This is a genomic window from Streptococcus rifensis (genome assembly GCF_053203525.1).
On sequence record NZ_JBRUCW010000013.1, the window covers coordinates 19,407 to 36,867 of the forward strand.

General features: G+C 44.2%; 23 protein-coding genes. 5 read left to right on the top strand and 18 right to left on the bottom strand.

Features of this window, described 5'->3' with window-relative positions; genetic code table 11:
* Positions 1–9: 9 nt before the first annotated feature.
* The 14 genes from ACVRYP_RS08375 to pnp form a co-directional block, all read right to left on the bottom strand.
* The gene (locus ACVRYP_RS08375) at positions 10–405 is read right to left on the bottom strand and encodes a Mini-ribonuclease 3 (protein ID WP_447468269.1); all 396 of its coding nucleotides are present in this window, start codon (positions 403–405) and stop codon (positions 10–12) included.
* Positions 398–1,741: a cysteine--tRNA ligase gene (gene cysS, locus ACVRYP_RS08380; protein ID WP_447468270.1), complete on the bottom strand. Its 1,344-nt coding sequence runs from the start codon at positions 1,739–1,741 to the stop codon at positions 398–400. Before cysS ends, ACVRYP_RS08375 begins: the two co-directional genes overlap by 8 nt.
* Positions 1,742–1,766: 25 nt before the next feature.
* A complete protein-coding gene (locus ACVRYP_RS08385) occupies positions 1,767–1,931 on the bottom strand; it encodes a hypothetical protein (protein ID WP_447468271.1) in 165 nt (54 codons plus the stop codon).
* Positions 1,932–2,693, bottom strand: a complete 762-nt coding sequence (locus ACVRYP_RS08390) for a nucleoside phosphorylase (RefSeq protein WP_447468272.1) — start codon at positions 2,691–2,693, stop codon at positions 1,932–1,934.
* The gene (locus ACVRYP_RS08395; protein ID WP_447468273.1) at positions 2,694–3,563 is read right to left on the bottom strand and encodes a GNAT family N-acetyltransferase; all 870 of its coding nucleotides are present in this window, start codon (positions 3,561–3,563) and stop codon (positions 2,694–2,696) included.
* 10 nt (positions 3,564–3,573) lie between these two features.
* On the bottom strand, positions 3,574–3,981 hold the full coding sequence (locus ACVRYP_RS08400) for a GNAT family N-acetyltransferase (RefSeq protein WP_447468274.1): 408 nt from the start codon (positions 3,979–3,981) through the stop codon (positions 3,574–3,576).
* 9 nt (positions 3,982–3,990) lie between these two features.
* Positions 3,991–4,614, bottom strand: coding sequence for a serine O-acetyltransferase (gene cysE / locus ACVRYP_RS08405; protein ID WP_447468275.1), 624 nt, complete (start codon positions 4,612–4,614; stop codon positions 3,991–3,993).
* Between the two features lie 43 nt (positions 4,615–4,657).
* Positions 4,658–4,963, bottom strand: coding sequence for a hypothetical protein (locus tag ACVRYP_RS08410; protein ID WP_447468276.1), 306 nt, complete (start codon positions 4,961–4,963; stop codon positions 4,658–4,660).
* The gene (locus tag ACVRYP_RS08415) at positions 4,947–5,348 is read right to left on the bottom strand and encodes a hypothetical protein (protein WP_447468277.1); all 402 of its coding nucleotides are present in this window, start codon (positions 5,346–5,348) and stop codon (positions 4,947–4,949) included. Before ACVRYP_RS08415 ends, ACVRYP_RS08410 begins: the two co-directional genes overlap by 17 nt.
* Positions 5,336–6,583: a Tle-like phospholipase domain-containing protein gene (locus ACVRYP_RS08420; protein ID WP_447468278.1), complete on the bottom strand. Its 1,248-nt coding sequence runs from the start codon at positions 6,581–6,583 to the stop codon at positions 5,336–5,338. Before ACVRYP_RS08420 ends, ACVRYP_RS08415 begins: the two co-directional genes overlap by 13 nt.
* Positions 6,584–6,585: 2 nt before the next feature.
* Positions 6,586–7,032 carry a hypothetical protein gene (locus ACVRYP_RS08425; RefSeq protein WP_447468279.1) on the bottom strand — a complete coding sequence of 149 codons (447 nt, stop codon included), beginning with the start codon at positions 7,030–7,032 and terminating at the stop codon, positions 6,586–6,588.
* A 103-nt stretch (positions 7,033–7,135) separates the two neighbouring features.
* The gene (locus tag ACVRYP_RS08430; protein ID WP_447468280.1) at positions 7,136–7,579 is read right to left on the bottom strand and encodes a hypothetical protein; all 444 of its coding nucleotides are present in this window, start codon (positions 7,577–7,579) and stop codon (positions 7,136–7,138) included.
* A gap of 378 nt (positions 7,580–7,957) precedes the next feature.
* Entirely contained in the window at positions 7,958–8,125 is a 168-nt protein-coding gene (locus ACVRYP_RS08435) for a hypothetical protein (RefSeq protein WP_447468281.1), read from the bottom strand.
* Between the two features lie 221 nt (positions 8,126–8,346).
* A complete protein-coding gene (pnp, locus tag ACVRYP_RS08440; protein WP_447468282.1) occupies positions 8,347–10,611 on the bottom strand; it encodes a polyribonucleotide nucleotidyltransferase in 2,265 nt (754 codons plus the stop codon).
* A gap of 296 nt (positions 10,612–10,907) precedes the next feature.
* On the opposite strand from pnp, the gene ACVRYP_RS08445 reads away from it, so the two are divergent.
* Positions 10,908–11,432: a GNAT family N-acetyltransferase gene (locus tag ACVRYP_RS08445; RefSeq protein ID WP_447468283.1), complete on the top strand. Its 525-nt coding sequence runs from the start codon at positions 10,908–10,910 to the stop codon at positions 11,430–11,432.
* Positions 11,433–11,550: 118 nt separating this feature from the next.
* Here the strand turns inward: ACVRYP_RS08445 and ACVRYP_RS08450 are convergent, their stop codons facing one another.
* A complete protein-coding gene (locus tag ACVRYP_RS08450; protein ID WP_447468284.1) occupies positions 11,551–11,949 on the bottom strand; it encodes a hypothetical protein in 399 nt (132 codons plus the stop codon).
* 152 nt (positions 11,950–12,101) lie between these two features.
* On the opposite strand from ACVRYP_RS08450, the gene ACVRYP_RS08455 reads away from it, so the two are divergent.
* Positions 12,102–12,770 carry an MIP/aquaporin family protein gene (locus ACVRYP_RS08455; RefSeq protein WP_447468285.1) on the top strand — a complete coding sequence of 223 codons (669 nt, stop codon included), beginning with the start codon at positions 12,102–12,104 and terminating at the stop codon, positions 12,768–12,770.
* Positions 12,771–13,329: 559 nt separating this feature from the next.
* Here the strand turns inward: ACVRYP_RS08455 and rpsO are convergent.
* On the bottom strand, positions 13,330–13,599 hold the full coding sequence (gene rpsO / locus ACVRYP_RS08460) for a 30S ribosomal protein S15 (RefSeq protein ID WP_307121599.1): 270 nt from the start codon (positions 13,597–13,599) through the stop codon (positions 13,330–13,332).
* Between the two features lie 204 nt (positions 13,600–13,803).
* On the opposite strand from rpsO, the gene ACVRYP_RS08465 reads away from it, so the two are divergent.
* Positions 13,804–14,100 (top strand): DUF4298 domain-containing protein, encoded by a 297-nt coding sequence (locus ACVRYP_RS08465; RefSeq protein WP_447468286.1) that lies wholly within the window; start codon positions 13,804–13,806, stop codon positions 14,098–14,100.
* 19 nt (positions 14,101–14,119) lie between these two features.
* Here the strand turns inward: ACVRYP_RS08465 and ACVRYP_RS08470 are convergent, their stop codons facing one another.
* Positions 14,120–15,016: a diacylglycerol/lipid kinase family protein gene (locus ACVRYP_RS08470; protein WP_447468287.1), complete on the bottom strand. Its 897-nt coding sequence runs from the start codon at positions 15,014–15,016 to the stop codon at positions 14,120–14,122.
* A gap of 150 nt (positions 15,017–15,166) precedes the next feature.
* Here ACVRYP_RS08470 and ACVRYP_RS08475 point away from each other — a divergent pair, with 150 nt between their 5' ends.
* Positions 15,167–15,367 carry a hypothetical protein gene (locus ACVRYP_RS08475; RefSeq protein ID WP_447468288.1) on the top strand — a complete coding sequence of 67 codons (201 nt, stop codon included), beginning with the start codon at positions 15,167–15,169 and terminating at the stop codon, positions 15,365–15,367.
* Positions 15,368–15,415: 48 nt separating this feature from the next.
* Here the strand turns inward: ACVRYP_RS08475 and ACVRYP_RS08480 are convergent, their stop codons facing one another.
* On the bottom strand, positions 15,416–16,564 hold the full coding sequence (locus ACVRYP_RS08480) for an MFS transporter (RefSeq protein WP_447468289.1): 1,149 nt from the start codon (positions 16,562–16,564) through the stop codon (positions 15,416–15,418).
* A gap of 255 nt (positions 16,565–16,819) precedes the next feature.
* On the opposite strand from ACVRYP_RS08480, the gene def reads away from it, so the two are divergent.
* Positions 16,820–17,434, top strand: coding sequence for a peptide deformylase (gene def, locus ACVRYP_RS08485; protein WP_447468290.1), 615 nt, complete (start codon positions 16,820–16,822; stop codon positions 17,432–17,434).
* Positions 17,435–17,461: the final 27 nt, after the last annotated feature.

The window sequence follows — 17,461 nt, forward strand, 5'->3', positions numbered from 1 at the left end:
AAACTGTTTTCAACTAGTCTCCACCCGCTCAATGCACCAGGCGATCAGATCTTCCAGACGGTCATGGCGCTCCAACATGTGGAGGTAGCCAAGGACCGCTTCAAAACCAGTGGACATCTTGTAGGTGACGATGTCGGTGTTTTTGGCCTTGGTGTGGGTGCTGGCATTGCGACCGCGTTTGTAGATGGTTTCTTCTTCCTCGGTCAGCAGGTTTTCATCCAACATTTGGCTAACTAACATAGCCTGAGCCTTGGCCGAGACGTAGCGGGTTGCCTTGTGATGCAGCTGACTAGGCTTGGTTTGTCCCTGAAAGATGAGGTGACGGCGGACATACATGGAGTAGACCGCATCGCCTTCAAAGGCCAGAGCTACGCCATTAATCAGTTTGACATCGACTCTAGTCACGCAACCACCTCACGCCATCTTTGGTGTCCAAGAGCTTAATGCCTTGCTCTGCCAGTTCATCGCGGATCCGGTCTGCTGTCGCAAAGTCGCGATTCGCACGAGCTTCCTGACGCTGGGCGATCAAGGCCTCAATGTCTTCATCTAGAACCTCCGTCTTAAAGGCAATGCCGAAAACGTCCAACATGCGGGCAAATTCCGATTTGACCGTTTCAGTGTAGTTGCCTGAATTGATCCACTTAGCCAAGTCAAAGAGTACCGTCACACCGTTTGCAGCGTTGAAGTCATCGTCCATAGCTTCTTGGAAACGTCGGATAAATTGGGCCAACTCTGCCTCATCTGCTTGCTCGGTCAAGGGTTGTGAGTAAGTGTTTTTCAGGTACTTGATATTGGTCTCAGCATCGTGGATGGCCTTCTCGGTATAGTTGACCGGACGGCGGTAGTGTTGGGTCGCTAGGAAGAAGCGCAAGACCTGACCATCAACCGTTTCCAGCATGTCATGGGCTGTGACAAAGTTGCCCAGTGACTTGGACATCTTTTCGTTATCAATGTTGAGCATGGCATTGTGCATCCAGTAGTTGGCAAAGGTCTGACCGGTCTTGGCTTCTGACTGGGCAATCTCATTGGTGTGGTGGGGGAACTCTAAATCGGCCCCGCCACCGTGAATGTCAATGGTGTCACCAAGCAACTCCGTCGCCATGACAGAACACTCAATATGCCAACCTGGGCGCCCGTCTCCCCATGGACTGGCCCAAGATACCTCGCCCGGTTTGGCCGACTTCCAAAGGGCAAAGTCGACCGGATTTTCCTTGAGGGCTGACTCGGCATCCACACGACCACTGGCTCCCAATTCCAAATCTTCTAGGGTCTTATTAGCGAGCTTGGCATAGTCCTTGGCCTTTTCCACGCGGAAATAGACGTCGCCACCGCTTTCGTAGGCATAGCCTTTGGCCATCAAAGCCGCTACAAAAGCGATAATCTCATCCATGAAGTCGATGACCCGTGGGTGGACCGTTGCAGGCTTAACGCCAAGCTTGGTCACGTCCTCACGAAAGGCAGCGATAAACTTGTCCGCAAAGGCCTTGGTGTCCATCTGGGCCTCCGCAGCGCCCTTGATAATCTTATCGTCCACGTCGGTGAAATTGGAAATGTAGGTAACCTCGTAACCCCGGTACTCAAAGTAACGGCGAATGGTGTCAAAAGACACAACACTTCGGGCGTTGCCGATATGAATGTAGTTGTAAACCGTCGGTCCGCAGACATACATCTTGACTTTGCCCTCTTCCAGAGGAACAAATTCACGTAAACTGCGGCTCATGGTATCGTAAATGCTAATCACAGGCTTTTTCCTTTCAAAAAGAGGCTTACTTTCGGGTAATGTGGTAGAGGTAGAAAAAAACAAGCAAGGCAAAGACAAGAATGGCCAGAGCTGCTAATGGATTCCCAGCGTGAAACTGAGCAGAGCTCGACAGCAAGCTTCCCACAAGATAGATCGCAAAAAGCTTGTTTTTCTTAAAAAAGGCTTTCATTTAAAGCTCCTTAGCAATGGCCAAAGCAATCTCAAAGAAGGTCAGTACATCTGCTGTCCGTTCTTCTTGGCGTTTGTCCCACTGGTTGGTCGTGTGGTCCACATAGTCTGACGTGTAGAAGAATTGGTAGACCTTGGCTGAGCGAAACTGGGCCCAGGCCATGATGGCAGACGCTTCCATATCGACTACGGTTGCCCCAGCCGCCAAGCGCCGTTTGACCTTGTCGGCCGTCTCTCGGTAAAAGGCATCGGTCGTCCAAGCCTTGGCACGGACGTGTTCAATCCCGTGTTTATCAAGGGCTTTTTCCATGGTTAAAAGCAGGGCTTCCTCATAAAAAATCTCATCGCTAGCTGGCGCATAGTGATAGCTGGTCCCCTCGTCCCGTAGGGCTGACGCTGGTAGAATTATCTTATCAGCTCCGATGGACTTGTCCAGAACCCCACAAGAGCCTACAACAATGAAATTCTCAAAACCAAAAGCCTTGAGTTCTTCCAGTTGTCCTACTGCCATAGCTGCGCCAACCACTGCCATCATGACCGCCACCTTGAGCCCATCTTTTTCATAGAGATAGACCGGATTGTGGCCATTAATGCTGTTCACAAATCCAATCTGCTTGACGCCTGGCATCTGGCTCACGCGCTGCATAATTTCCCCATTGAAAGAGTAAATCAAGGTCGGACAGACCTCGTCCATATGGTGACTGGCCCCCAGATTACTAGGCTCAATGACTGCAGGACTATTTTCAAATTCTTCTAGTAGCATTCAGTCTCCTTGGGGATAGTCTAGATAGATGATTTGCGTCTGTTCGGAAAAGCCGATTTTTTCATAAAGGCGCCTTGCGCCAACATTTTCATCTTCCACAGCAATCTGAAAGGCCTTATCATTTTGCTCTATCAGGGTATTGACAATCGATTGGACCAAATAGGTTCCGTAGCCTTGACCTTGATGACTAGGCAAAACAGCTAAGCCGTAGAGGTAATTGTAGTCTGAACTCACATCAACAGTACAAGAAGCGATGACTTCCTCGCCTTTTTGGAGAAGGTAGAGCAGGCTGTCAGGATCTCCTATGGCTTCTCTAGCATAGCGCAGACTGACGTCATAAGGATTGTCAAAGACCTGACTTTGAAAAGTGGCTATCGCTTCACTATTTTCCAAAGTCGCCTGGTCAAACACAATATCCTTCCGACTACTCAGAGGATAGGACGTCCGCTCACGGACCAACCAGGTGTCTCTATCTGGATTTTCAACCAATCCCCAATGTTCAGGCAGGCTAGGGTTCTTTTCTAGAAAGGCTCGTTCCGTCCAAAAGGTCACTGCTGTTATCGGATAGCTAGCTGTCTCTGCCTGAAAAGCCTGAAACAGCTGCCTGGCAATCCCTTTTCGCCGATGGTCTGGATGAACCAGTATAGCTAACTCAGCTTCCTCATCCTCATCATCCGCATAGACGGTTAAAAGGGCAATTAATTGATCTGCATCATAAGCCAAGAAAAAAGCTGGCATGGTCGGATCAAAATTCATTATATTTGACAGATAAGGGTCACGGGCTGTCCCATCTGCCTGTTGAACAGCTGCAATCAATCCTTTAGCTGCAGCTAACTGGTCCATTGTTAACCGAGAAACGGCTGTTATCATGGTCGTGCTCCTATATTCTTTTGACGAAGAAATGCTCCGAATAGTCATCTGTTTCATGGCGATAATGACCAACTTCTTCGTAGCCGATGGCTTTGTAAAAGTCATAGCCCTGCCAGTCAAAGGTATCCAGACGTATGGTGTCAGCACCAAGGAGCTTGGCCTGCTTTTCCATTTCGGACATAAGCTGACGCCCTAGGCCTGTTCGCCGGTATGGCTCTGATACAAACACTGTCGATACATAGAGAATGTTAAAAGCGGTCATCGTTGCATCTAAGCCAGCAATTACTGCTCCAGTGTCCTCTTTAATCCCGATAGAGACCTTACCCTCTTTGGGATAACGGATAAACTGACGGTCATACTTGTCAAGGTTATTTTCTAGGGTTGTTACTTCCTTTTCGGTCAAGGTTACCATTTCCATTTTTTCTACCTACAAATGCGAGGAATGGTGGCTGGCATCTCGCATAGCTTCCAGCTTAGTCGTGTAGTATTGCCCTTCTCGAACTTCTTCCAGCTGATGGATGGCTTCTTCGTCTTTTTCACCGTGGACACGGACAACCTTAGCAGGTATACCTACTACGGTCACGTCTTCTGGGACATCTGCCAGAACCACTGAAGCCGCTCCAACCTTAGCATTACGTCCGACTTCAACTGGGCCAATCACTTGAGAATGAGCTGAAATCAGTGCACCTTCTCGTATGGTCGGATGGCGTTTGCCCACATCTTTTCCTGTTCCGCCAAGGGTCACGCCATGATAGAGCATGACCCCACGTTCAACAACAGCAGTCTCCCCAATCACCAGTCCAGACCCATGGTCGATAAAGACTCCTGGAGCAATTTGGGCCCCTGGATGAATCTCAATCTGTGTCCAAAACCGCCAAAATTGACTGTGCATACGGGCTAACAGCTTAAAATTATGGTTCCAGAGGAAGTGGCTCAGCCGATGCGCTGCTAAAGCTTTAATGCCAGGGTAGGTCAAAACCACCTCAAGACCGTTTCTTGCCGCTGGGTCTAGCTCTTTCACAATATCTATGGATTCTCTCCACCAGCCCATACTGACTCCTTTACCTCTACGATTCCTCTACATAAGTTCTTATCTAAACAATTGTATCATACAATTCCAAATAATCATCAATTACACCCTCTATTGCCTCTTGACATTTACCTTGGATAGCTTTTTCAACTTGATTTCGAATCGCAGTTAGGGAACTCTTTGTTTCAGTAGCGACATCTTGTATCTCGTTCTTGTATTGCTTTCTCAACCGTTCTTTTTGTTGCAACACAATTTTTGCCATGACTTTTGCACGATTTATCTCTGCCCTACGACGTATTTGTTTCAGTTGAAAAGCTTGTTCCTCAACAGATACATTATCCGTGTATAAAATATCAATGGGATCGAACATATTGTTTCCTTGCCTCCTCTATTTCATCATCCAATTGGTATCGGTTTTTTCGATATTGATCTTCTATATCTTCCAATTGTCTTTCTAACCTTGCATAGGCTTGAAAATATCCATCTTCAGACTGTTGGTTCATCAAAGACATCGCATTATAGAAGGAAGATTGGATTTCAGAATCAACTGTGTCTCCGCGACTCCTTAGAAATGAGCCCATTTTTGCAACTTCCTCATCGACAATTTGTTCAACCATTCTGCGTCGCATATCTAAACTTTGAAGTTGTTCTTCTAGCGCTTGTTTTTCCTTTTTAAAGGTCCGAACAAGATCTTCATAGTCTTGCTCTTTGGCAATAAGTAGTTGATAAGCTTTTTCTCTGTCTATACGCTCCATCTTTGAAACTCCATTGCCAATTCGTTGTCTTGTTCTATTTTCTTTTGAACTAGCTCGTTTATATCACTACTTAGCGTGGCAAATTTATCCGAGATAGCCTTTGCTTTTGTTCGTCGCTTGTCGAAATAGCGATTCGTATTTCCAACAATTCTATCGTACGTGACACCTTCTGCAGCAAAAATAGATTGCACCTCTACACTACTTAACTCCTGAAAACCATACCAGTCAATCGTACGCCATTTTTCTTCTACCGCTTGTGTAGCCTGATCGCAATATCGACTTATTTCATCACTACCTACTTGAGCCGCTAAATCAAACCCTTCAGCAACATTTAACGCCTGGATGCTGTCAAGATAGATTTTCGCCACGCCACTCAATGCACCTGCTCGTCTGTAATCATCATAGCGCAGTTTGATCTGGCGCAACTGTGACAAGGTAAAATCTTGATAAAAACGTGCTTGCCCTCGAACAGTATTGCCATCTTCATCCACCACTAAACCTGTCTTTTCATCAAACTTCCAAGTTGATAAGCCATGGTGATGAGAGACCAAATCCTTAAAGAATCCCTTCTGGGGTGCTGTGGTAGTGATATAGCGGGAAATGCCTAAAGGGTCCCCGCCAAAATTGCCAATATGATCGTCAGCGTTCCGGTAGTTGATAAAAAGGTGCCTATTTTGCTTAAGCCACTCTTTTTGTTCCTTGGTCAAAAACGAAGCATAGATCTGTGGTGCATTAAAAGCTGTTACAGGCGATTGGTTGACAACACCAGCATAACAGGCCAAAAAACCACCTAGTGAGTGCCCTGTATAGCTGATGTGGGCTCCTTTGAAGCGAGGATCGGTTTTTATCTTATTTGCAAATTCAAGCGCCGTCTGAACCTGACCTTGTGTCACTTCATAAGGACTAGCATTCATATCGTAATCCTGTTGGTACAACATGACCTGATTGAGATCGACATAGAGGTCTTTCTTATCATCTGGATTCGTACCAGCGTAGGCGATGGTGATATTGTTATAATCCACCACACCATTCACCACCGGCGCTACCGCCATGGCCTGCATGCCGTTGTCTGTATTGTCTTCAACCGCAACCACTTGGAATTGACCGAGGGAGGGATTGTCAGGATTATATGGGTATTGCTTACCTTCTTCCGGTCTATAATTAACTCCTTCCTTTTGAGAATCAACCCAATAAGATTGTTCTGCTAGCCATTTATTTTGTTCATCTGTAGTCATCTTCAATCCTCCAAATAAATAATTTTAACAGCCGATATATTAACATCTTCGCTTTGAGATAACTCCTCAATTCTTTTTAAGTACGCAAAATCATTAATCGGACCTAAACCTATACTACTAGTATCATCATCAAAACGAGATAGGTCTGTAACAGGTAACATCGCCTTTAGATTATCATCGTTATTTATTGTAAAAAACAAGTAATATGTCCCCGTTTTTTCGTGCTGCATAAACTCAGTAAATTCAACTTGTGTAATTGGGTCATATCCTCTGACAATTCTTCGCACCACATTATCTTGTTGCTCCTTGGTCAGAGTTAATTCCTCTTCCTTCTTCTGCACAGTCCTTTCTTTTTGCTCTAAAATTGAATCTCCAAATCCAAAAATCATCACAATTCCTCCTAAAAAAATAAATGATAAAAGACCTAAAACTAAAATAATTTTTTTCATCCGCTTGTCCTCCATCCCTCTAATCAACACTTTCTCCTAGATTTGAAATCTACCCAATACGACTGTTCTGCTAGCCATTTATATTGTTCATCTGTAAGCATACTTAATCCCCCAAATAAATAATCTGCACGGTAGATATATCTACACTTTCATTTGAAGGAATCTCAATATCTCTTTCCAAAAATTTAAAATTTTCTATTGGACTCATACCAATATTCCCTGTACTATCATCGAATTCAGAAATAGTTGAAATAGCTAATCCTGTCTTTAAATTATCATCATTATTTAACTGAAATAACAAATAATATGTTCCTGTTTTTTTATCTTTGCTAAACTCTGTAAACTCAACTTGTGTAATCGGATCATACCCTCTGACTATCCATCTTACCACATTATCCTGTTGTTCCTTGGTTAAGGTTAGCTCCGACTGCTTCTGCACGGTCCTTTCTTTTTGCTCTAAAATTGAATCTCCAAATCCAAAAATCATCACAATTCCTCCTAAAAAAATAAATGATAAAAGACCCAAAACTAAAATAATTTTTTTCATCTGCTTGTCCTCCATCGCTCTAATCAACACTTTCTCCTAGATTTGAAATCTACCCAATAAGATTGCTCAGCTAGGTTTTTATTATGCTCACCCGTAGTCATATTAGTCCTCCAAATAGATAACGATTACTGTAGCAATGTCAACATCTTCATTTTCAGGTATCCATTCCTGTAACTCGTAACCTTTGAAACGGTTTACAGGATTCAACCCTAATACACCATATGATTCATCAAATTCCACAATTTGATTTATAGAAATTGTTGTAACTAGTTTAGAATCATCATTCAATTCAAAAGATAATAAATAACTTCCTGTTTTTAGATCCTTGCTAAACTCTGTAAACTCCACTTGAGTTATCGGATTATATCCTCTGACTATTCATCTTACCACATTATCTTGTTGTTCCTTGGTTAAAGTTAGCTCCGATTGCTTCTGCGCAGTCCTTTCTTGTTGCTCCAAAACTGAATCTCCAAAATGAACAAATAGGACGATTCCCACCATAAAAAGGACGGATACAATGATGCTGTAAGTCTTTCTGATGTTCATTATTACACCTATCGTTTAATATTTTTTAACAAAACGACTCTTACAATTAAATGATAAAGTCATTCTTCTCACCTCTATTTGAAGATAAGAGGCTAGATACTTCTAGCCTCTTTGTACGATTATTATTCAACCTTGTAGAGCTTGAATTCACAAAATCCAATGTTGTCTTTTTTCTCTCTTGGTCGACGAGGCTGGCTTTTGGCCCGCCTCATCTCATCGTATTACTGGTCACGTTTGACTTCGTGGAATTTTAGGCCACCAAAGCTGTTGTCATCTTGGCGTGGTTTACGGTTGTGCTGGTGATTGCCATGACCGTTACCATTGCCATGATGTCCTTTGTGCTCACGAGGACGGCGTTCTGGTTTTGCTGGCTCCTCGTAACCTTCTGGTTTTGGAAGGAGAGCTTTCATAGAAGCATCCACACGGCCTTTGTCATCAATCTTGATGATTTTAACGTCGACTTCATCACCGATTTCAACCAAATCTTCCACACGGTTGGTACGGGTCCATGCCATTTCTGAAATATGAACCAGAGCGTCTGTCGAGTTAAAGAGGTTGACAAAGGCACCGAATTTCTCAATGCGAACGACTTTAGCGCCTGTGAAGACTTCACCGACCTTAGCTTCACGCAAGAGGTTTTGAATGATTTCTTTAGCTTTTTCAATGGCGTCCCGATCGCTCGAGAAGATAGATACATTGCCTTCTTCGTCGATATCGATTTTCACGCCGGTTTCTGCGATAATCTTATCAATGGTCTCGCCACCTTTACCGATAACAATCTTAATCTTATCGACATCAATCTTGATGGTATCAATCTTAGGTGCCGTTGGCGCCAAGTCAGGACGGACTTCTGGAATAGTCGCTTCAATCACATCAAGGATTTCAAAGCGGGCTTTCTTAGCTTGGGCAAGGGCTTCTGTCAAGATTTCTGGGGTAATCCCTGAAATTTTGATATCCATCTGCAGGGCAGTAATTCCCTCACGGGTCCCTGCTACCTTGAAGTCCATGTCGCCGAAGTGGTCTTCAAGACCTTGAATATCGGTCAAGACGGTGTAGTTGTTGCCGTCTGAAATCAGACCCATGGCAATCCCTGCCACTGGCGCCTTAATTGGGACACCTCCTGCCATAAGGGCAAGGGTTCCTGCTGTGATCGAAGCCTGTGAAGAAGAACCGTTAGACTCTAAGACTTCTGCCACCAGACGGATAGCGTATGGGAATTCTTCAAAGCTTGGCAAGACTTGCTCAAGCGCACGCTCACCAAGGGCACCGTGACCAATCTCACGACGGCCTGGCGCACCGTAACGACCGGTTGAGCCGACGGAGTATTGTGGGAAATTATAGTGGTGCAAGAAGCGTTTCTTATACTCATCTCCAAGGCCGTCGATGATCTGCGTTTCACCCATTGGCGCTAGGGTCAAGACGGATAGCGCCTGGGTTTGCCCACGCGTAAAGAGACCAGAGCCGTGCACATTTGGCAAGAAGTCCACTTCAGCATCGAGCGGACGGATTTCATCGACACGACGGCCGTCAGGTCGAACCTTGTCTTCTGTGATGAGGCGTCGCACTTCTGCGTGCTCCATCAATTCCAATATTTCATTGACATCACGCATGATGGTGTCAAAATTCTCGTCGCCTTCAAACTTCGCTTCGTAATCAGCAATCACGCGTTCACGGACAGCATTGGTCGCGTCTTCGCGCGCCAATTTTTCCTCGACTTGGACTGCTTTCTTTAAGTCATCGTTGTAGATAGACACAATCTCAGCTTGCAAGACTTCATCCACATGGAGCAATTCCACTTCCGCTTTAGCTTTGCCAACCGCTGCCACGATTTCGTTTTGAAATTCCAAGAGTTTTTGGATTTCGGCATGGCCCAATAGCAGAGCTTCCAGCATGATCTCTTCTGACAACTCTTTGGCACCAGACTCTACCATGTTAATGGCGTCTTTGTTCCCAGCCACAGTCAATTCAAGCAAGGATTCTGCTTGCTGGTCTTCTGTAGGGTTGATGACCAGTTCACCATTGACATAACCAACCTGAACACCCGCGATAGGACCGTCAAATGGGATATCTGAGATGCAAAGGGCCAGAGATGAGCCAAACATAGCCGCCATCGGTGCGGACGCATCGCCATCGTAAGAGAGAACGGTGTTGATCACTTGGACTTCGTTGCGGAAGCCTTCAGCAAACATGGGACGGATCGGACGGTCAATCAAGCGTGCTGTAAGGGTCGCATCCGTTGATGGACGGCCTTCACGCTTGAGCCAGCCACCAGGGAATTTCCCTGCGGCATACATTTTTTCTTCATAGTTGACTTGAAGGGGGAAGAAATCGCCTGTCGACATCTTCTTGGACATCACAGCAGCCGTCAAGACGGTACTATCCCCGTAGCGAACCACTACAGCACCGTTAGCTTGCTTGGCAACTTGACCTGTTTCAACAATAAGGGGACGGCCTGCAAAGGTCGTTTCAAAAACTTGTTTTGTCATTTGTTCTCCTGACATCGCTCAGTAAAACCCAACGAAATTCTCATCGCTGACACATTTATCACGATTGATTTCTCCTTGGCCCATACTGAGTGGCATTATATTTTTTTTCGGACGTGTTTTCCACAAAAAACAACTGGCTAACGTGCATCAAACAGATTGACCAGCTCCTCTTTGTACAAAACCACGTACCGCCTTCTATTTTAGCATATTTTTAGCAGAAAAGTAGTGGAGAAAAGCAAATTGACAAGATTTTTCTCCTCTACTATACTAGTTAAAACTTTTCAGGAGGTCACAACATGGAAAAATTCTATTTAACCAAGCCCAGTATGGAGTGGGAAGATCAGATCCTCAATTTTAAACGTGCCTTTCAAGACGAGCACCTCAACGGAGGACAACATCTCGACAGAATAGATTCCATCTCGGACTGGCTAGAACACATCGAAGCATCCTCTTTCGATGATACCTGCCAAGAAGGGCGCTCGCCATCTTCCACCTTTCTGTGCATCCAAGAGCGTGACCAAGAGATGGTCGGCATCTGCAACATCCGCCATGACCTCAATCAGGATTTTCTCATTAACTATGCAGGTCACATCGGCTATTCGATCAAACCCAACCAGCGCAAAAAAGGCTACGCAACTGAGCAACTACGTCTTGCCCTTTTGGAAGCGCAAAAACTGGGTATCGACCGTGTATTGGTGACGGCTGCCGAATGGAACATTCCCTCTCAGAAAACCATTCTATCCAACGGCGGTGTCTACGAAGATTCCCGCTGCGATGCCACTGAGCAGGAGATGATGCTACGGTATTGGATTTCAAACTAATGAATAAAGGTCAAATAGAGTTACTTCTATCGATTTCTTCTCAAACATCAGAAACAGCAGTTCATAAAAAACAACTGTTTTTGAAATTTTTCAAAAAAATGATGACGAACAAACTCTCTTAGCTCTCTTCGTCATCACTTGTAAAAAGAGAAAAGCCCCACCAGCGTTTCCAGTCAGCCTTGGTCAAGCGAAAGACAAATGCCGACAATAAAATGGCGATCAGAAGGGATACGAGGACAAAGACTTTGGAGAGGCGTAACCCATCATAACCAAAGATTGGGATGGCATAAATCATGATACCAGCAAAGATTAGCATAATCAGCAATTTGTACCAGCGAAAGCCTTTGCCGTCCGCATGCATAAACGCATAAGCAAAGGGTAACACTAGATTTAGGGGAGGAACACCGTAATGGCTTCCCATATCTTGAAACATCAAGAGGGTCGTCATTCCCATCCAGATGCCCCAGTTAACCAAAAACCACTTTATCCACTCGAATAGGTAACGTCTGACTGTCATACCTCAACTCCTCCCGCTATTTGATAATTCTATTATAGCAAAATCACCTCTATTTCCCCAGCCTTCCCTTTGTAGCTGAAAAATTTTCCAGAGCCTTTAGGTTGCTTTTTTCGTAAATTTATCATAGAATTTTTACTCAGGAGGAAATCATAATGAAAAAATTCTTTGCCGAATTAATCGGTACATTCATGCTTGTCTTTTTCGGGACAGGTGCAGTCGTCTTTGGAAATGGTGTTGCCGGTGTTGGTCACCTTGGTATTGCTTTAGCCTTTGGTTTGAGCATTGTTGCTGCTGCCTACTCTATCGGGACAATCTCAGGTGCTCACTTGAACCCAGCCGTTTCAATTGCTATGTTCGTCAACAAACGTTTAGACGCTAAAAATCTTGGCATCTACATCCTTGCTCAGCTTGCTGGTGCCCTTCTTGGATCTGCAACCCTCTACTTCTTCTTGAACAATGCAGGTGCTGAAGTGACTAGCCTTGGTGAGAACGGCTTTGCACAAGTGACTACTTTAGGCGCTTTCTTGTTCGAAGTGATCGTATCCTTCATCTTTATTTTGGTCATCGTAACTGTTACCTCAGCTACTAAAGGCAATGGTAAAATTGCTGGTCTCGTTATTGGTTTGACATTGGCCCTTCTCATCCTAGTTGGTCTTAACGTGACTGGTCTTTCAGTTAACCCAGCCCGTAGCTTGGCACCTGCCTTGTTTATCGGTGGCACTGCCCTCCAACAAGTTTGGGTCTTCATCCTTGCGCCAATCGCAGGTGGTGTTCTCGCAGCCCTTGTCGGCAAACACCTTCTTGGCACTGAAGAATCTTAATCCATAACAGATGAAAACAGCAGATAACCAGTCTGCTGTTTTTGTGTGTCCTTAATTTTATTTTACATAGCATTTTATAAACTTAACCCACCAGGCAAGTTAACAAAGTCTCCTCAGACAACAAGAAAAGTTCCCTAAATTTAGAAAGCTTCAGATGTAACATTTTAAGCGATTAAAAACCATTATTTCTGAAAAAAAAACGGTTACCAGATTGACATAAATCAAAAAGACACCCCTGAATACAAAGGTGTCTAATGGTAAATCTTAAGGGATAAAAAATCTTGAGGCTAGGAAGTGAAGCCGTAGATTGGACTTGAGTCCATCAAGGCAAGCTGACAACGCAGCAAAAATCAGACATGCAAAAAGGCACCTCTGAAAACAAGGGTGCCTAATTGAACTCGGGCTAAGGTCTTAGCGAAAAAGATAGATTTTAGCGGTGACCTCTTAAACCTCCTGTTTTTTTCAAATAAAGTGGCTATAATCTAGGCAGAGCGCTGACGATAAACCTAGAGGTTATCAAAGCGCTCTAACGACGAGTAAAGGCACTTTATTGAAAAAATTAACGACGAAGTCCGAGAGAGTTAATCAACTCACGGTAACGGTTAACGTCGTTCTTACGCAAGTAAGCCAAGAGGTTACGACGGTGACCGATTTTTTTCATCAAACCACGGTAAGTTGCGTGGTCTTTTTTATGTTGTTGGATGTGGCTGTTAAGGTGGTTGATCTCCCAAGTAAGGACAGCAACTTGAACCTCTACTGAACCAGTGTCACCTTCGTGACGAGCGTATTGTGAAATGATTTCATTTTTTTTCTCTTTTGAGATTGCCATGAGTTTTGTTCTCCTTTTATTTTACTACTTAATCCGAGTGATAGGGTGGCAGCCTACAACCAAGAAAAAGTTCTGTCGTTCAAGACGACACCTAGTATTCTAGCAAGATTTCCTAGGTTTGTCAAATGCCTTTGCTCTTTATTTGCCTTGACCAAAAGACTTCTTTGGACTACAATGAAAGTAATCTATGAAAGCAGGTGTTTTATGGAAAATCTTGACCGTATTAAAGAAATGGGTGAGCGCTACGATGCAAGCATCACCCAGCTAGAAGAACTCAAGGCTCGTCTAGCCTTGTTAAAAGCGAATAAAAGCAATTACAATACCTTATTGAGCTATTACAGCCAAGACTGGGCAAGCGATTATGAGGCTTCTAATCTTCCAGATTTCCCCTCAGAAGCTAATCATGCCATCCTCAGCCAAGATGCTATTTTTGATTTGGTCAGTGATTACCAATCCTTGGCTATCGAGATGATTGAAGTCGGCCTGAGCTATTTAAAATAAAATTTAGCAGGTGTTTAGGCTAGTCTCCGGTGGTGTAGACCTGCAGATGGGATGGCAGAATGCTAAGAGTGACCGGAAGGCTATCTCCTTCATCGCCATCGACGTTTAAAGTCAAGGTCTCTTGTGAATCAAGCAAGGAAATGGTGATGTCTTTAAAATCCTGATAGGCGACAAATCGATTGGAGCTGTCTACGCCTGAGACCAGACTTGGGATGGCTTGGATGGTTTCTAGGAGATTCTTATCCTTGAGGTAGATGAGGTGCAACTTGCCATCATTGACCTCAGCATCTGGCAATATATTTTCAAACCCACCGATAGAATTCGTGAGCCCGATGATAATGGTCGTGCTAGTAATTTCCTTTTCTTCCCCATCAATATTCAACTGAAAACGATAAGGAGAGTTGTTGATAAGGTTCTCAACTCCAGAAATAAAGTAGGCCAATTTCCCATACTTGGTTTTTTCCTCGCTGTCGACATCATTGATTGACTCTGGAATAGCCCCGATTGCCACCACATTCATGAAATAACTGTCATTAACCTTACCGATATCCAGTGGCTTAGTCCTACTCAAATCGATCTGGGCGATGGCCTCAGCTGGGTCTAATGGCATCTTAAGGGCACGCGCTAGGTCATTGACCGTTCCCAAAGGGAAAAAACCAAAGGCTGGACGGTAGGGTTCTTCTGCCAATCCACTAATTCCCTCATTAACTGTCCCATCTCCTCCCATGACAAAAACTGCATCGAAATGCTCATGGGCAGCGGTTTTGGCAAAGGTGAGGGCATCCCCTGCTTTTTCAGTATAGCTGACCGTCAGGTCATCAAAGGCTGTGGCTAATTTTGCTTTTGCGGAGGCTTCATATCCTAGGGCCTTCTCACCACCAGCACTAGGATTTATAATCAATAGGGCACGTGTCATGGCAGACCTCACTTTCTTTTTGTGCTGCTACTGTGCTTTTTTATTTTACCAAAAAATGTTCTGATTTTCAGAGAATTATCTTTATTTCTGAAATTGTTTTTAAAGGATTTGTGATGCCATTGCATATGATCATTAAAAGTTGGAGTTTTTATGGAAATAATACGTTTCTATAGCAAAAAAGATGGTTGTATCAAAGAAATTGAAATTCCCGAAACGATAAAAGCAACTGAAGTTCAATCAGACCTCAAATATAAAAGTATTTATGGTAGTGATTTGCATGAATATATAGGTGGATCGATGGTCATTCCTAATCATTCAGAGTATCCTTATTCTCGCCAAAAGTTCCCATAATAATAAGATATATGACTTTGGGGGAGCCGATTTCAATACATCCTTTGGCTAGTGGCGCATTTTCCAAAATAATATTAAGCTAAGCACTAAACCAACCAGAGCATAAATGCCATAGGCACCAGCTCCAAATGTTGGAAGCTTTTCTAGAAGAGGGGGTAATAAGGACGAGGTAGCCCCTCCAGTGTTACAACCAACTAAAATGATGGTCATCACCGAATTAAGTAAGGCATGAGGCGTTTGTTCCGAAGCCATATTAAAGACCAAAGTTAAAACCAAGCTATAAAAGAAGCCCGTCACCATCGCACCAATATAAAGAACAAGGAGATTCATTGGCTGGGTCACCAAGAGAATACAGAGCGAAAAGATTAACACTGAGACAGGAAGCAAGGCATTTTTTAGACGACCTAAAAGATGGCTAAAGACCATACCAGCTAGAATCCCCATTAGCATCATGGAACTAAGGATGAGACTAGCCTGCTGCGGCGTAGCAATCCCAGACTCCTGCACCATAACAGGGATTCGCAGGGTCAAAGCCGAATTGACATTGATGACAAAAAAGGCAATTACCGCTAACCCAATTGCTCTTAGCCAATCTCCCTGACTGAGTTTTGCCTTTGGAACATCCAAGCTTTCCTCTGCTTTGTCTGCTTCTGCAGGAACAAAGCGCAGGTAGAGAAAGAGAACCACAAGGGCTAAGAGATAGATGGAAAAGGCTATAGGCCACCCAAAGCCCAATAAAGCACCGACGATAGCTGTCAAAATAGCAGATCCCAATACTTCGGTAGACCCTCTAAGACCCATCATCTGGAGGCGCTCTTTCCCCTTAAAATGAGTACTGACCATATTGATGGCTCGTGCATTGATCATCCCTATTCCAAAACCAAGGAAGATGCGCCCAATAAATAAGATGGCATAAACCTGGCTTAATAAGGGAACCGATCCGCCTAGCGCTACCAAAATTAGCCCGATAGAAATCATGGTCCGTTCGGATAGCCATCTGGTCAAAACAGGGTTTAGGATTAGGCTCGTCATAATAGCAAAGGAGGTCACTGTAATCAGAAAGCCAACCTGCTGTTCTGAATAGCCGTCCTTTGCAAAATGGTCCAGCATAGCTGGAAGGGCAGGAGAAACCGCAAAGGTCGATACCAACATAAATGACAATGAAAGAATACTTATTCTTTCTAAAAAGCGTTGCATAGGCTTGTCCAATCTGTCTCTTTTACTTGAAATCCTGTTCTGCTTCATTATACAGGAAATCCCCTTAAAACACAAAGTACCCTTGATTGAAAATCTTTTATTCTGAACGCTTTTGTGGTATAGTAAGACTATTACTGGACAACATCAAAATAGCTGTCAAAGACTGAAACAGTGGTAACTAAAGGTCTGCTCACTTTTGCTAGACAGTATTTTTGAGGATCCACAGTTATAGTTTTACAGAGAAACGGAGACACCATGACTGTTATTGAAAAATTAACCCGTGCGAGCCATTTGATTGACATGAATGATATTATTCGGGAAGGAAACCCGACCCTACGTCAAGTTGCTGAAGAGGTCAGTTTACCTCTATCGGACCAAGACATTATCCTCGGTGAAAAAATGATACAGTTCCTCAAACATTCCCAGGACCCTGTCATGGCTGAAAAATTAGGGTTACGTGGTGGTGTTGGACTGGCTGCTCCCCAGCTGGATATCTCAAAGCGTATCATCGCCTGTCTCATTCCCAATCCTGATGATGCTGAAGGTAACCCGCCAAAAGAGGCCTATGCCCTTGAAGCCATCATGTATAACCCTAAAATTGTCGCCCACTCTGTCCAAGAAGCAGCGCTGGCTGACGGTGAAGGTTGCTTATCCGTAGATCGTCCGGTAGAAGGCTATGTCATCCGCAATAGCCGGGTAACCGTGGAATACGTGGATAAGAACGGTGACAAGCAACGGATCAAACTCAAGGGCTACAACGCCATTGTCGTCCAACACGAAATCGACCACATCAACGGCATCATGTTCTACGACCGCATTAATCAGGATAACCCATTTGCTGTCAAGGAAGGGTTATTGATTATCGAATAAACGTCAAAACAAAACCGCATATTTTGA

Bases quoted from the DNA above. Each gene is read 5' to 3' on its own strand.
- ACVRYP_RS08400 (WP_447468274.1), bottom strand. From the start codon at position 3,981: ATGGAAATGGTAACCTTGACCGAAAAGGAAGTAACAACCCTAGAAAAT.
- ACVRYP_RS08465 (WP_447468286.1), top strand. From the start codon at position 13,804: ATGGAAAATCTTGACCGTATTAAAGAAATGGGTGAGCGCTACGATGCA.
- ACVRYP_RS08480 (WP_447468289.1), bottom strand. From the start codon at position 16,564: ATGCAACGCTTTTTAGAAAGAATAAGTATTCTTTCATTGTCATTTATG.
- ACVRYP_RS08415 (WP_447468277.1), bottom strand. From the start codon at position 5,348: ATGGAGCGTATAGACAGAGAAAAAGCTTATCAACTACTTATTGCCAAA.
- ACVRYP_RS08455 (WP_447468285.1), top strand. From the start codon at position 12,102: ATGAAAAAATTCTTTGCCGAATTAATCGGTACATTCATGCTTGTCTTT.
- ACVRYP_RS08445 (WP_447468283.1), top strand. From the start codon at position 10,908: ATGGAAAAATTCTATTTAACCAAGCCCAGTATGGAGTGGGAAGATCAG.
- pnp (WP_447468282.1), bottom strand. From the start codon at position 10,611: ATGACAAAACAAGTTTTTGAAACGACCTTTGCAGGCCGTCCCCTTATT.
- ACVRYP_RS08390 (WP_447468272.1), bottom strand. From the start codon at position 2,693: ATGCTACTAGAAGAATTTGAAAATAGTCCTGCAGTCATTGAGCCTAGT.
- ACVRYP_RS08420 (WP_447468278.1), bottom strand. From the start codon at position 6,583: ATGACTACAGATGAACAAAATAAATGGCTAGCAGAACAATCTTATTGG.
- rpsO (WP_307121599.1), bottom strand. From the start codon at position 13,599: ATGGCAATCTCAAAAGAGAAAAAAAATGAAATCATTTCACAATACGCT.
- ACVRYP_RS08395 (WP_447468273.1), bottom strand. From the start codon at position 3,563: ATGATAACAGCCGTTTCTCGGTTAACAATGGACCAGTTAGCTGCAGCT.
- ACVRYP_RS08385 (WP_447468271.1), bottom strand. From the start codon at position 1,931: ATGAAAGCCTTTTTTAAGAAAAACAAGCTTTTTGCGATCTATCTTGTG.
- cysE (WP_447468275.1), bottom strand. From the start codon at position 4,614: ATGGGCTGGTGGAGAGAATCCATAGATATTGTGAAAGAGCTAGACCCA.
- ACVRYP_RS08410 (WP_447468276.1), bottom strand. From the start codon at position 4,963: ATGTTCGATCCCATTGATATTTTATACACGGATAATGTATCTGTTGAG.
- ACVRYP_RS08435 (WP_447468281.1), bottom strand. From the start codon at position 8,125: ATGAACATCAGAAAGACTTACAGCATCATTGTATCCGTCCTTTTTATG.
- ACVRYP_RS08450 (WP_447468284.1), bottom strand. From the start codon at position 11,949: ATGACAGTCAGACGTTACCTATTCGAGTGGATAAAGTGGTTTTTGGTT.
- def (WP_447468290.1), top strand. From the start codon at position 16,820: ATGACTGTTATTGAAAAATTAACCCGTGCGAGCCATTTGATTGACATG.
- ACVRYP_RS08475 (WP_447468288.1), top strand. From the start codon at position 15,167: ATGGAAATAATACGTTTCTATAGCAAAAAAGATGGTTGTATCAAAGAA.
- ACVRYP_RS08430 (WP_447468280.1), bottom strand. From the start codon at position 7,579: ATGAAAAAAATTATTTTAGTTTTGGGTCTTTTATCATTTATTTTTTTA.
- ACVRYP_RS08470 (WP_447468287.1), bottom strand. From the start codon at position 15,016: ATGACACGTGCCCTATTGATTATAAATCCTAGTGCTGGTGGTGAGAAG.
- ACVRYP_RS08425 (WP_447468279.1), bottom strand. From the start codon at position 7,032: ATGAAAAAAATTATTTTAGTTTTAGGTCTTTTATCATTTATTTTTTTA.